This is a genomic window from Actinomycetospora rhizophila, assembly GCF_042657905.1.
GTDB classification, from domain to species: Bacteria; Actinomycetota; Actinomycetes; order Mycobacteriales; family Pseudonocardiaceae; genus Actinomycetospora; species Actinomycetospora rhizophila.
Genome location: NZ_JBHSKG010000005.1, coordinates 143,954 through 156,076, shown reverse-complemented (window position 1 = coordinate 156,076; position 12,123 = coordinate 143,954). Strand labels below are relative to the sequence as shown.

The 12,123-nt window shown below is 75.3% G+C and carries 13 protein-coding genes; 12 read left to right on the top strand and 1 reads right to left on the bottom strand.

Going from position 1 to position 12,123, the window contains the following annotated elements; genetic code table 11:
* Positions 1-3: 3 nt before the first annotated feature.
* The 9 genes from ACFPK1_RS12120 (at position 4) to ACFPK1_RS12080 (ending at position 9,396) form a co-directional block, all read left to right on the top strand.
* A complete protein-coding gene (locus tag ACFPK1_RS12120) occupies positions 4-1,185 on the top strand; it encodes an FAD-dependent monooxygenase (protein ID WP_378021176.1) in 1,182 nt (393 codons plus the stop codon).
* A gap of 19 nt (positions 1,186-1,204) precedes the next feature.
* Positions 1,205-2,227, top strand: a complete 1,023-nt coding sequence (locus ACFPK1_RS12115; RefSeq protein WP_378021175.1) for a VOC family protein — start codon at positions 1,205-1,207, stop codon at positions 2,225-2,227.
* Between the two features lie 14 nt (positions 2,228-2,241).
* The gene (locus ACFPK1_RS12110; RefSeq protein WP_378021174.1) at positions 2,242-3,015 is read left to right on the top strand and encodes an IclR family transcriptional regulator; all 774 of its coding nucleotides are present in this window, start codon (positions 2,242-2,244) and stop codon (positions 3,013-3,015) included.
* A 14-nt stretch (positions 3,016-3,029) separates the two neighbouring features.
* On the top strand, positions 3,030-3,851 hold the full coding sequence (locus ACFPK1_RS12105) for a mycofactocin-coupled SDR family oxidoreductase (RefSeq protein WP_378021173.1): 822 nt from the start codon (positions 3,030-3,032) through the stop codon (positions 3,849-3,851).
* Positions 3,852-4,112: 261 nt separating this feature from the next.
* On the top strand, positions 4,113-5,141 hold the full coding sequence (locus ACFPK1_RS12100) for a 3-oxoacyl-ACP synthase III (protein ID WP_378021172.1): 1,029 nt from the start codon (positions 4,113-4,115) through the stop codon (positions 5,139-5,141).
* Positions 5,138-6,043: an alpha/beta fold hydrolase gene (locus ACFPK1_RS12095; protein ID WP_378021171.1), complete on the top strand. Its 906-nt coding sequence runs from the start codon at positions 5,138-5,140 to the stop codon at positions 6,041-6,043. Before ACFPK1_RS12100 ends, ACFPK1_RS12095 begins: the two co-directional genes overlap by 4 nt.
* Complete coding sequence (locus ACFPK1_RS12090; RefSeq protein WP_378021170.1) at positions 6,040-7,686, top strand: fatty acid CoA ligase family protein; 1,647 nt, start codon at positions 6,040-6,042, stop codon at positions 7,684-7,686. Before ACFPK1_RS12095 ends, ACFPK1_RS12090 begins: the two co-directional genes overlap by 4 nt.
* Positions 7,683-8,678 (top strand): NAD-dependent epimerase/dehydratase family protein, encoded by a 996-nt coding sequence (locus ACFPK1_RS12085; RefSeq protein ID WP_378021169.1) that lies wholly within the window; start codon positions 7,683-7,685, stop codon positions 8,676-8,678. Before ACFPK1_RS12090 ends, ACFPK1_RS12085 begins: the two co-directional genes overlap by 4 nt.
* A gap of 58 nt (positions 8,679-8,736) precedes the next feature.
* Positions 8,737-9,396 (top strand): head GIN domain-containing protein, encoded by a 660-nt coding sequence (locus ACFPK1_RS12080; RefSeq protein ID WP_378021168.1) that lies wholly within the window; start codon positions 8,737-8,739, stop codon positions 9,394-9,396.
* A 61-nt stretch (positions 9,397-9,457) separates the two neighbouring features.
* Here ACFPK1_RS12080 and ACFPK1_RS12075 read toward each other — a convergent pair whose 3' ends face one another.
* Positions 9,458-10,378, bottom strand: coding sequence for an alpha/beta fold hydrolase (locus ACFPK1_RS12075; RefSeq protein WP_378021167.1), 921 nt, complete (start codon positions 10,376-10,378; stop codon positions 9,458-9,460).
* Positions 10,379-10,455: 77 nt separating this feature from the next.
* Between ACFPK1_RS12075 and ACFPK1_RS12070 the strand changes: the two genes are divergently transcribed.
* The 3 genes from ACFPK1_RS12070 (at position 10,456) to ACFPK1_RS12060 (ending at position 12,123) form a co-directional block, all read left to right on the top strand.
* A complete protein-coding gene (locus ACFPK1_RS12070) occupies positions 10,456-10,770 on the top strand; it encodes a hypothetical protein (RefSeq protein WP_378021166.1) in 315 nt (104 codons plus the stop codon).
* A 5-nt stretch (positions 10,771-10,775) separates the two neighbouring features.
* A complete protein-coding gene (gene ku, locus ACFPK1_RS12065; RefSeq protein WP_378021165.1) occupies positions 10,776-11,720 on the top strand; it encodes a non-homologous end joining protein Ku in 945 nt (314 codons plus the stop codon).
* Positions 11,721-11,826: 106 nt separating this feature from the next.
* On the top strand, positions 11,827-12,123 hold the full coding sequence (locus ACFPK1_RS12060; RefSeq protein ID WP_378021164.1) for a hypothetical protein: 297 nt from the start codon (positions 11,827-11,829) through the stop codon (positions 12,121-12,123).

Here is a 12,123-nt window from a genome sequence, read left to right as displayed (position 1 = left end):
GCCGTGGACGGTCCGGACATCGCGGTGGTGGGCGGCGGCATCGGCGGGCTGACGCTGGGCCTGGCCCTGCGCCGGCTCGGGCTGCGCGCACGGATCTACGAGCAGGCGCCCGCGCTGGTCGAGGTGGGCGCCGCGGTGGCGCTCGCGGCCAACGGGACGCGCATCCTGCGCGAGCTCGGCCTCGGCGACGTGCTCGGCGCGGCGTCGACCGTCCCGTCGGAGCTCGTCTACCGGCACGGGGCCGACGGACGGCGGATCGCCGCCCACCCGGTCGGCGACTGGTACTCCGACCGCTTCGGGGCGCCGTTCTGGGGCGTCCACCGCGCCCGGCTGCAGTGCGCGCTGGCCGACGCGTGGGGCACCGAGGACCTCCACCTCGGGAAGGAGCTGGTGCGCGTCGACCCGCGGGCCGGGCCCACCCGGCTGACGTTCGCCGACGGGTCGACCACGAGCGCGGACGTCGTGGTGGGCGCGGACGGCATCCGCTCCCGGGTCCGTCGCTGGCTCACCGGCGGCGACCCCGGCGCCGAGCCCGTGTACTCGGGGACCAGCGGCTTCCGGGGCCTGGTCCCGCGCGCCGCCGTCCCGGACCTGCCCGACCCCGACGCCGTGCAGTTCTGGATGGGCCCCGACGCCCACCTCCTGCACTACGCGATCGGCGACGTCGTCAACTTTCTCGCGGTCCTCGAGGGCCCGGAGCGCTGGGACGCGCCCGGCGGGATGGCCGCGGCGGCCGACGGGGAGCTCGCGCACGCGTTCCGCGACTGGCACCCCGCGGTGCGCGCCCTGGTGGCGGCCGTCCCGCAGAGCCCGCGATGGGGGCTGTTCGCCCTCCCGCCGCTGACGCGGTGGCGGCACGACCGGGTCGTCCTGCTCGGCGACGCCGCCCACGCGATGCTGCCCCACCACGGACAGGGGGCGAACACGACCGTCGAGGACGCCGCGGTTCTCGCCGACTGCCTCGACCGCGGTCGTGACGACGTCCCCGCCGCGCTCGCCGAGTACGAGCGGCTGCGCCGGTGCCGGACCCGCCAGATCGCGCGCAGCGCCTGGGAGACCTCGTCGCTGCTCCACCTGCCCGACGGCGACGCGGCCGCCCGCCGCGACCGCCGGCTGCTCGACCTCGTCGACGACTTCAGCTGGATCCACGCCTACGACCACCGCGCGCCCGCGCTGCGCACCTGACCCGCGAGAGGCGACAACGATGACCCTCCGAGACGCCGCCGACGCCCGCTTCGAGCTGGCGCACATGGCGCACGCCGAGCTCTACACCCCCGACCTCGAGGGCAGCCTCTGGTTCTTCACCGAGCTGCTCGGCATGCGCGAGACCGCCCGCCGCCAGGGCTCGGTCTACCTGCGCTGCTACGAGGACCCCTACCACCACAGCCTCAAGCTGACCGAGCGCGACCGGCCCGGCCTCGGCAACGTGGGCTGGCGCACGACGTCGGCCGAGGCCCTCGAGCGCCGCGCCGCCGCCCTCGACGCGGCCGGGCTCGGTCTCGGCTGGACGGCGGGCGACCTCGGCGTCGGGCGCACCTTCGCCTTCCAGAGCCCCGACGGCCACCCGATGGAGCTCGTCTGGGAGGTCGAGAAGTACGAGGCGCCGGTCGAGCTGCGGAGCCGGATCCTGACCCGGCGTTCCCGCCGACCGCTCAAGGGCCTGCCGCCGCGGCGCCTCGACCACGTCAACCTCATGGCCTCCGACGTCACGGTGCAGAAGGAGCTGTTCGAGCAGACCCTCGGCTTCGGCACCCGGGAACGCGTGATCGACGGCGCCGGTGGGGGCACCGAGATCGGCGCCTGGATGAGCGTCAACGTCCTCGGCCACGAGATGGCCGTCATGCGCGACCAGACCGGCAGCAAGGGCCGCCTGCACCACCTCGCGTTCTGGTACGGCGTGCCGCAGCACAACACCGACGCCGCCGAGCTCTGCCGCGAGTACGGCATCCAGATCGAGGCGGGCCCCGACGTCCACGGCATCACCCAGGGCGCGTTCCTCTACGTCTTCGAGCCCGGGGGCAACCGCATCGAGCTCTTCGGCAACTCCGGCATCCTCCAGTTCGAGCCCGATCACGAGACGGTGACGTGGGACCTCGCCGACTTCGACACCGGGCTCGCACTCGGCGGGGCGACGCTGCCCGCCGAGACCTACTTCGTCTACGGCACACCGGGCAACGACGGGCAGGACAAGCTCCTCGACGGGTGGAAGGACCGCGCCCTCGTCTGAGGGCCGGGACCACCATGACGGCGACGGACACGCTCCCGCCCGCCACGTCGGTGCTCGGCCGCGGCGTCGCGCTCCTGGCGGCCTTCCGCCCGCACGACGACGCCCTCGGCCTCGCCGAGATCCACCGCCGGACCGGGATCCCGAAGGCCTCGGCCCACCGCCTGCTCCACCAGCTCGTCGACCACCAGCTCGTCGACCGCGACGGCGACCGCTACCGGCTGGGCCTGCGCCTGTTCGAGCTCGGCGCGCTGGTCCCGCGGCAGCAGGGCGTCGCCGACGCGGTGGCCCCCGTCCTGACGCGGCTGCACGCGGCGACCGGGCTGACCGTCCACCTCGCGGTCCTCGACGGCACCGAGGTGGTGTACCTGCACAAGATCGAGGCGCCGGCCGGGCCGGCCGTCGCCTCGCGGACCGGCGGACGCATGCCCGCGCACTGCACGGCGCTCGGCAAGGCCCTGCTCGCCCACACCCCGGACGCCACCGCCGAGGTCCTCGCCGCGGGCCTGCGGCGGCGCACGCCCCGGACCGTCGTCACCCCCGGCCGGTTCCTCGGCCAGCTCGCCGCGGCACGGCATCTCGGCCACGCCCGCGACGACGAGGAGGCGCGCGTCGGCATCAGCTGCCTCGCCGCGCCGGTCCTCGACGCCCGGCGCAGGCCCCTCGCCGCGGTGTCGGTCACCGGCCGGACGCCCCGCATGGCGACGGCCTCCCCCGCCGCGGCGGTGCACGCCGCGGCCGCCGACGCCGCACGGCTGCTCGGCACCCCACCCCCACACCCAGGAGGATGACCATGGCTCGACGGATGGCAGGGAAGATCGCGCTGATCTCGGGGGCCGCGCGGGGCCAGGGACGCCACCACGCCGTGCGCCTCGCCGAGGAGGGCGCCGACATCATCGCCTTCGACGTGGCGGGGCCGGTCGAGGCCCAGGGCGCACCGGCGGCGACGCCGGAGGATCTGGCCGAGACGGTGCGCCTGGTGGAGAAGAGCGACCGCCGCATCGTCGCGGCCCGGGCCGACGTGCGGGACGCGGACGCCGTGGCCGAGGTCGTCGAGCGGGGTGTCGCCGAGCTGGGCGGCCTCGACGTCGTCGTCGCCAACGCCGGGATCCAGGGCATACCCGGCCCGGCGGCGCAGACGACGCCGGCGGACTGGGGCGCGGTCATCGACACGAACCTCACCGGGGTGTTCCACACCGTGCTCCCCGCGATCCCCCATCTCGCGGCGCGGGGCGGCGGGTCGATCGTCATCACCAGCTCGTCGATCGGGCTGCGCTCGGTGCCCAACCTGGCGCCCTACGGGGCGGCCAAGGCCGGGCTCACCGGCCTGATGCGCACCCTCGCGCTCGAGCTGGCGGAGCACTCGATCCGCGTCAACACGGTGAACCCCACGACCGTCGCGACGCCGATGCTGCTCAACCCGGTCAACTTCGGGCTGTTCCGCCCGGACCTGGACGACCCCACCGAGGAGGACGTCAGGCCGGTGTACCGCAGCCTCAACGCGCTGCCGGTGGCCTACCTCGAGCCCGACGACATCAGCAACGCCGTGCTGTTCCTCTCCTCGGACGAGGGCCGCTGGATCACCGGGGTCGCCCTGCCGGTCGACGCCGGCTACGCCCTCAAGTGATCTCGCGGTGAGCGCGTGCCGCCCGGCGATTGTCGGATGGATCGCAGTATGTTCCCGACAATTCCCGTCGATCCACGGGTATTCTCGTCGATCACCGAATTCGCGCTCGCCGTTGAGGCGAAGGCAGGAATGGTGATCTGCCGGGTGGTGCAATGGTGGACAGGATGTGCCTGTTACCGGTGTTCGTAGGACTCACGGTAGCTGAACCCGCGCCGTCCTCGCATTCCTGCGCGGGCCCGCGACGTGCCGCATCGTCGGGGCATGAGATCCGAGCGGCGCTTCGACGACGTGGTGATCGCCGGACTGGCGCACCTCGATGCCCCCCACGTGGTGACCTCCTCGTTCCTCGAGGACCAGCTCGCGGGCACCTTCGAGCGCCTGCGCATCGCGCCCGGCCTGCTCGAGCGACTGTCGGGCATCCGGGAACGGCGCCTCTGGGACGAGGGCACGATGCCCAGCGAGGTCGCCGCCCGCGCCGGTGAGCGCGCGCTGCGCGACAGCGGCGTGTGCCGCGACGAGATCGGCGCACTGATCAACACGTCGGTGAGCAGGGACCACCTCGAGCCCTCCACCGCGAGCATCGTGCACGGCCTGATGGAACTGCCGCCCGAAGCCGTCAACTTCGACCTCGGCAACGCGTGCCTCGGATTCCTCGACGGCATGAACCTGGTGTCGACGATGATCGAGGCCGGGCAGATCGACCACGGTCTGGTGGTGGCCGGCGAGACCAGCCGGTTCGCCATGGAGGGCACCATCGCCCGCCTCGCGGGCGACGCCGCGACCCGGCGGATGTTCCACGAGCAGTTCGCGACGCTGACCGTCGGCTCCGGCGCGGTCGCCATGGTGCTCTCGCGCGCCGACGGCCCCGGCGGGCACCGGTTCCTCGGCGGCCTCGGGCGCGCCAGCACCGCGGGCAACGCCGGCCTGTGCGTCGGGCAGGGCGACGAGATGCGCACCGACAGCAAGGGCCTGCTCGTCGCCGGCATGGAGCTCGCCGGGCGCGTGTGGAAGGAGGCCGTCGCCGCGTTCGACTGGGACGCCACCGGCTACGACACCTACTGCCTGCACCAGGTGAGCAAGGTCCACACCGGCGCCGTCGTCGACCAGCTCGGCCTCGACGCCGATCGCTTCCCGTCGATCTACCCGCAGTTCGGCAACATCGGCCCGGCCGGCGTGCCGACCGTGCTGAGCAAGGCGGTGGAGGACGGCACGGTCACCGACGGCTCGCGGGTGATGCTCATGGGCGTCGGCAGCGGCATCAACGCGGCGGCCGCCGAGGTGCGCTGGTGAGCGCGCCGGCCACCGCGACCGGGCTCGCGGGCTACCCCTTCGTGCCGCACACCGCCGAGGTCGGCGGCCACCGGATGTCCTACGTGGACGAGGGCGACCGCGACGCGCCCCCGGTGCTGCTCGTGCACGGCAACCCGACCTGGTCGTTCTACTGGCGCTCGCTGCTGCGGTCGCTGCCCGCCCGCGGCCGGCGCGTCATCGCGCCGGACCACATCGGGATGGGGCTGTCGGACAAGCCCACGCTGCAGGACCACCCGCACACGCTCGCGCGCCGGGTCGCCGACCTCACCGCGTTCGTCGACGGCCTCGGGCTCACCGAGCCGGTCTCGCTCCTCGTGCACGACTGGGGCGGGCCGATCGGGCTGGCGTGGGCCGCCGAGCACCCCGAGCGGGTCGCCGACGTCGTCGTCATGAACACCGGCCCCTTCCCGCTGCCGGCCGACCACGGGCTGCCGTGGATGCTGCGGGCCGCGCGGCTGCCCGGGGTGAGCGACGTGCTCGTCCGGCGCCTCGGGGCGTTCTCCCTCGGCGCGCTCGTGCTCGGCACCGGGCGCGCCTGGCTGCCCGCCGAGGCCCGCCGCGGGCTGCTCGCGCCCTACGACCGCCCGGAGCACCGGGTCGCCGTGCACGCCTTCGTGCGCGACATCCCGCTCGGGCCCGCCGATCCGGCCCACCCGGTGCTCGTGCGCCTCGAGGAGCGGCTCCCGCTGCTCGACGCCCGCCCGATCCAGGTGCACTGGGGGATGAAGGACCCGGTCTTCGACGCCGACATCCTCGCCCACGTCGAGCGCCGTCTCCCCCGCGCCGAGGTGTTCCGCTACCCCGACGCCGGCCACTACGTCCTGGAGGACGAGCCGGACACGATCGGCGCGCGGGTGGGCGCGTTCCTGGACCGGCGATGACCGGCACGCGGCTCGCCACGCTCGACACGATGCTCGCCGACCGGGCGCGCGAGCAGCCCGACCGGGCCGCCCTGGTGCTGCCGGCGCCGGGACGCGGCCCGCTCGAACCGGTCCTCGGCGAGCGCACGACCCGCACGGTGACGTTCGGCGAGCTCGACGCCCGCGTCGACCGCGTCGCCGCCGGGCTGCACGCCGCCGGTGTGGGACCCGGCGCGCGGGTGGCGCTGCTCGTCCCGCCGGTCGCCGACTTCTTCGTGCTCGCCTACGCGCTCATGCGCGCCCGGGCCGTGCCGGTCGTGGTGGACCCGGGCATCGGGCTGCGCCGCGTCCGGCGCTGCCTCGCCGAGGCCGCGCCCGACGCGTTCGCCGGCGTCGCCAAGGCCCACCTCGCCCGCCGGGCGCTGGGCTGGGCACCCGAAGCGCGGCTCGCGATCGCCGCCGGCGGCGTCCCCGTCCCGGGCGCGACGTCGGTGCGGGACCTCGAACGGCGCGGCGCCGTCGGCCGCCTCGACGCCGAGCGGCCCGCCGACACCCCCGCCGCGATCGTCTTCACCAGCGGCAGCACCGGCCCGCCCAAGGGCGTCGAGCACCACGACGACGGTCTCGTCGCCCAGGCCGCGCTCGTCCGCGACCTCTACGGGCTGGGGCCCGGCGACGTCAGCCTCGCGACGTTCCCGCCGTTCGCCCTCTTCGGCCCCGCGCTGGGGATGACCACCGTCGTCCCCCGGATGGACCCGACCCGCCCGGGTCGCGTCCGCGCCGCCCGCCTCGTCCGCGCCGCGCGGCGCACCGGCGCGACGACCATGTTCGGCTCGCCCGCGGTGCTCGACCGGCTGGGCCGCGACGCCCCGGGCGGGACGATCCTCCCGGCGCTGCGCACGGTGATCTCCGCCGGCGCGCCGGTGCCCCGCGACGTGCAGCGCCGGGTGCTCGCGCTGCTCGGCGCCGGCGCCCGGGTGCACACCCCCTACGGCGCCACCGAGGCGCTGCCCGTCGCGACGATCGGCAGCGACGAGCTGCTCGACCTGCCCGACGACGGCATCTGCGTCGGCCGCCCGGTGCCCGGGGTCGAGGTGACCCTGATGCGGGTCGCCGACGGGCCGGTCGCCACGCTGACCCCGGAGCTCGCCGTGCCCGACGGCGAGGTCGGCGAGGTGGTGGTCCGCGGCCCGGTCGTGAGCCCGCGCTACGCCGACCGGCCCGAGGCCACCGCGGCGACACGGGTCGACTGGGACGGGGCGCCGGCGCACCGGATGGGCGACCTCGCGTCGCGGGACGCCGAGGGCCGGCTGTGGTTCGCCGGGCGGGTGTCGCACGTCGTCCCCACCGCGGACGGCCCGCTCTACAGCGTGCCGTGCGAGGAGGTCCTCAACCGCGACCCGGCGGTGCGGCGCAGCGCCCTCGTCGGGCTCGGGACCGGGGCGGTGCGCCGCCCCGTCCTCGTCGTCGAGCCCGCCCGGGGCTCGGCGCCCACCGACGTGCTGCGCGATCACCTGCTCGGCGTCGCGCACGCCGACCACCGCACGCGCGCGGTGCAGGACGTCGTGTTCCACCCCGCGCTGCCGGTCGACCCGCGGCACAACTCGAAGATCGACCGCGAGGCACTGGAGCGCTGGGTCGCCGGGCAGCGGGGGCCGGCGTGAAGGCGCTGGTCACCGGGGGCGGCGGCTTCCTCGGCGGCGCGGTCGTGGACGCGCTGCTGGCGCGGGGCGACGAGGTCACGAGCCTCGCCCGTGGCGACTACCCCGACCTCGCGGCCCGGGGCGTGCGCGCGCTGCGCGGCGACCTCGCCGACCCGTCCGCGGCCCGCGACGCCGTCCACGGCCAGGACGTCGTCGTGCACGTGGCGGCCAAGGCCGGCCTGTGGGGGCGCGACGCCGACTTCCACCGCAGCAACGTCGAGGGCACCCGCGTGCTGCTCGACGCCTGCCGCGCCGCGGGGGTGGGGCGCTTCGTGTTCACCAGCACCCCGAGCGTCGTGCACGCGGGCGGCGACATCGACGGCGGGGACGAGTCGCTGCCCTACGCCGACCGGTACGACTCGGCCTACCCGCGGACCAAGGCCGCCGCGGAGCGCCTGGTCCTCGCGGCCGACTCCCCCGACCTCGCGACGACGGCGCTGCGCCCGCACCTCATCTGGGGACCGGGCGACACCCAGCTGGTCCCCCGCATCCTCGCCCGGGCCCGCGCCGGCACCCTGCGCCTCGTCGGCGACGGGTCCGCGCTGATCGACACGACGTACATCTCCGACGCCGCGACCGCGCACCTCGACGCCGTCGACCACCTCCGCCCCGGGGCTCCCTGCGCGGGGCGCGCGTACTTCGTGACGTCCGGCGACCCCCGCCCGGTGCGCGAGCTGGTCGACGGGATCCTCGCGGCCGGCGGGCTGCCGCCGGTGCGCGGCACGGTCCCCCGCCCCGTCGCGGTGGCGGCCGGGGCAGCGGTCGAGGCGGCGTGGTGGGCCCTCGGCCGGGTCACCGACCCCGGCGAGCCCCCGATGACCCGCTTCCTCGCGCGCCAGCTGGCGACGACACACTGGTTCGACATCTCCGCCGCGCGCCGCGACCTGGACTACCGGCCGCGGGTCGACGTCGACGCCGGGCTCGACCGCCTGGCCCGTGCGCTCGCGGCCTGACTGTCGGGTCCGCGACGCGCCGCTGGCGCCCGGGGCGGGAGCCCGCTAGACCCACGGCATGCGCGCACCGCTCGCCCGACTCGCCGTCGTCGTCCTCGTCGTGCTGGTCGCTGCGGGGTGCTCCGGAGGCGGCGGGGGCACCACCGGCTCGGGGAACGTCCAGACCCAGGACCGGCCGGTCGCGCCCTTCACGACGATCGAGTTCTCCACCCCCGGCACCGTGACGATCGAGCAGACCGGTACCGACTCGCTGCGGGTGGAGGCCGACGAGAACATCCAGGGCCTGCTCACGACCGAGGTCCAGGGCAGCACGCTGAAGCTGGGCGCGCAGCCGGGCGCCGAGATCGGCCGCGCGACCATCGACTACCGGATCACCGTGCGGCAGCTGGCCGGCGTGGTGCTCTCCGGGGCCGGCACCGTGACCGCCACCGGCGTCGACGGCCCCGACCTCTCGCTGGCCAACAGCGGCGCGGGCAGCATCACGGCCTCCGGGCGCACCGACCAGCTCAACGTCGACCTCGTCGGCGTGGGCGCGATCGACACCCGCGGCCTCGTCGCGCAGGCCGCGGACGTGTCGGTCGGTGGCGCCGGCACGGCGACCGTCAACGCCGCGCGCACCCTCGACGCCCGGATCACCGGGGTCGGCAGCATCGTCTACCTCGGCGATCCGGCCGTCACCCAGAACGTCTCCGGGTTCGGCACCGTCAGCCGCGGTTGATGCCGCTCCGGCGACCTGACGGCGCGGGGAGCCGCGTCGGCGGCGCCGGTCCGAGCCGGCGTCACGCCCGCGTCCACCCGTGCACGGTCAGCACCGCGTCGGCGAACGCCGTCGGCGCCTCGAAGGGCAGGGCGTGGCCTGCCCCGACGACGCGGTGCTCGTGGCGCCCGGTGAACATGCCGGCCTGATCGGCGGTGCCGCCGGGCTTGAGGGTGTCGTCGGCGCCGTCGAGCGTCACGGCGGGCACCGTGATCGGCGGACGCCGGGCCAGGTGCTCCTCGAGTGTCTCGAGGTCGGGAGCGCCCGCGACGGTGCCGAGCGCGTGGCGGTAGGCGTGCACCACGACGTCCACGAAGTCGGGGTTGTCGAAGGACTCGGCGGTGCGGTCGAAGGTGGCGTCGTCGAACGGCCAGCGTGGTGACCACTGGCGCCAGAGCAGGCGACACAGCTCGCGACGGTGCTCCGCGAGCACGGCCCGGCCGCGCTCGGTCTGGAACAGGTGCTGGTACCAGACGGCGTGCTCGAGGGCTGGGTCGTGCGCCGCCCGCTGCGCCGCGATGTCGATGATGTCGTAGCTCGCCATCGACACCAGCCCACGCACGCGGTGCGCCCACAGCGCCGCGACCACGCACGACGCGAGCCCGCCCCAGTCGTAGCCGGCGATGATCGGCGCCTCGAGGGACAGGGCGTCGAGCAGGGCGAGCAGGTCGGACCCGAGCGCGGCCTGCTGCCCGCTGCGCGGCGTGCTCGCCGACAGGAACCGCGTCGGGCCGTGGCCACGCAGGTAGGGACGCACGACCCGCGCGCCGTGCGCGGTCAGGAGCGGGACGACGTCGTCGTAGGCGTGCACGTCATAGGGGAAACCGTGGGAGAGCACCACCGGCCAGCCCTCGGCGGGACCGTCCTCCACGTAGCCGATCGCGAGGACGCCCGCGGTCACCGTGCGCATGTCGCCGGCCTTCCGCACCGACGCCGTGGACACCCTCCACCGGGACGGCGAGGATCACGGCGCGGGCGGGTACCCCCCGTCCCGACACCGCCCCCTCCCCGAGGAGCACCGTGTACCTCACGATCGCCACCGACGGCGTCGAGCTCAAGCTGCCCGAGCACACGACCGACCTCTACGCGTCCTACTGGGAGCGTCTGGGACCGGACACGATCACCAAGGTGCTCGCGGAGCACGACGCCGGCGAGCTCTCCGAGGACCGCCAGTCGGTCATGATCCCCGTGGCGACCCTGCGTCGTCTCGCCGCGGGACGGGTCCCCGAGGGATGGGACGCCGACTTCGAGGCGATGCTCGCGAAGGCCCGCGAGCGGGGGTGGCTCAACGAGGCGGGCGACGCCGTCCAGGCACACCTCGAACGGGAGCGCTGACGGTGATGGCACCCCGCTCGGTCTGGAGCGGTGCGATCACGTTCGGGCTCGTGACGATCCCGGTCGGCCTCTACAGCGCCACCGAGGACCACACGATCCACTTCCACCAGTACGTGCGCGGCACCTCGGATCGTGTGCGCAACCAGCGCGTCAACGAGCGCACGGGCGACGCGGTGCCGAACGAGGACGTCGTCAAGGGTCGGGAGGTCGAGGGCGAGATCGTCGTCGTCGAGCCCGACGAGCTCCGCGAGATCGCCCCGGGGCGCTCGCAGGCCATCGACGTCATCGAGTTCGTCGACCTCGCCGAGATCGACCCGGTGTACTTCGACCGCACCTACTGGGTGGCGCCGAGCGACCCGCGCTACGAGCACTCCTACGGCCTGCTCTGCCGGGCGCTCGCGCAGAGCGGGCGCGCGGGGATCGCGACGGTCACCATGCACGGGCGCGAGCACCTCACCGCGCTACGCGCCGACGGCGATGTGCTGGCGCTGCAGACGCTGTTCTGGGCCGACGAGGTCCGCGACCCCGCCGACCAGCTCTCCTCGCTGCCCGTCCGGGAGGACCCGAAGAAGCAGGAACTGGACACGGCGGTCCAGCTCGTCGCCGCCATGACGACCACCTGGAAGCCCGACCAGTACGAGGACACCTACACCCGGCGCGTCGAGCAGCTCGTCGCCGACAAGCGCGAGGGCCGCGAGGTCGTGCCCGCGGAGGCGCCGGAGGACGCGACCGAGGTCAGCGACTTGCTCGAGGCCCTGCGGCGCAGCGTGGACGCGGCCGGGGCGGGCAAGCAGAGCAAGGCGAGTGAGGCCGAGGACCTGTCCGGGCTGAGCAAGGCCGACCTCGCGGCGCGGGCGCGCGAGCTGGACATCTCGGGTCGCTCGACGATGACCCGCGACGAGCTCGAGCGCGCCGTCGCCGAGGCGGGCGGGTCGGCCCAGGCGTCCTGACGCCGCCTCGCCGGCGCGTTCCCGGCTCCGCCCTTGATCGGCGCAGGTGCTCCTTCCGCCCGATCTGACGGGGTGCACGGAGCACCCGTGGCGATCTCGGGCCGGGATGCGGGTGGTCGGCGTCGTCGCCGGGTTCAACGTGATCAACGGCCTGCCCGGGGACCGCACCTCGATCGGCGCGGCGCTCGTCGACACCACCTCCGAGGTCACCTCCGGCGTCGGTGTCCCCGTCGTGGGCACCGTCGTCGCGGCCCTGTTCACCGGCGCCGTCGCGGCGACGCCCTGGTCGCCCACTCAGGGCGTGCAGTTCGCGCACGCCGTCACGGTCTCGGGGCTCGTGCTCACCGCCGTGGCCGCGGCGCTCGTCGGCGGGGCGATCCTGCGCACGCGACGGGCGGGCTGA

Excerpts from the sequence above, each read along its gene's own strand:
- ACFPK1_RS12115 (WP_378021175.1), top strand. The coding sequence starts at position 1,205 with ATGACCCTCCGAGACGCCGCCGACGCCCGCTTCGAGCTGGCGCACATG.
- ACFPK1_RS12110 (WP_378021174.1), top strand. The coding sequence starts at position 2,242 with ATGACGGCGACGGACACGCTCCCGCCCGCCACGTCGGTGCTCGGCCGC.
- ACFPK1_RS12105 (WP_378021173.1), top strand. The coding sequence starts at position 3,030 with ATGGCAGGGAAGATCGCGCTGATCTCGGGGGCCGCGCGGGGCCAGGGA.
- ACFPK1_RS12100 (WP_378021172.1), top strand. The coding sequence starts at position 4,113 with ATGAGATCCGAGCGGCGCTTCGACGACGTGGTGATCGCCGGACTGGCG.
- ACFPK1_RS12090 (WP_378021170.1), top strand. The coding sequence starts at position 6,040 with ATGACCGGCACGCGGCTCGCCACGCTCGACACGATGCTCGCCGACCGG.
- ACFPK1_RS12080 (WP_378021168.1), top strand. The coding sequence starts at position 8,737 with ATGCGCGCACCGCTCGCCCGACTCGCCGTCGTCGTCCTCGTCGTGCTG.
- ku (WP_378021165.1), top strand. The coding sequence starts at position 10,776 with ATGGCACCCCGCTCGGTCTGGAGCGGTGCGATCACGTTCGGGCTCGTG.
- ACFPK1_RS12060 (WP_378021164.1), top strand. The coding sequence starts at position 11,827 with ATGCGGGTGGTCGGCGTCGTCGCCGGGTTCAACGTGATCAACGGCCTG.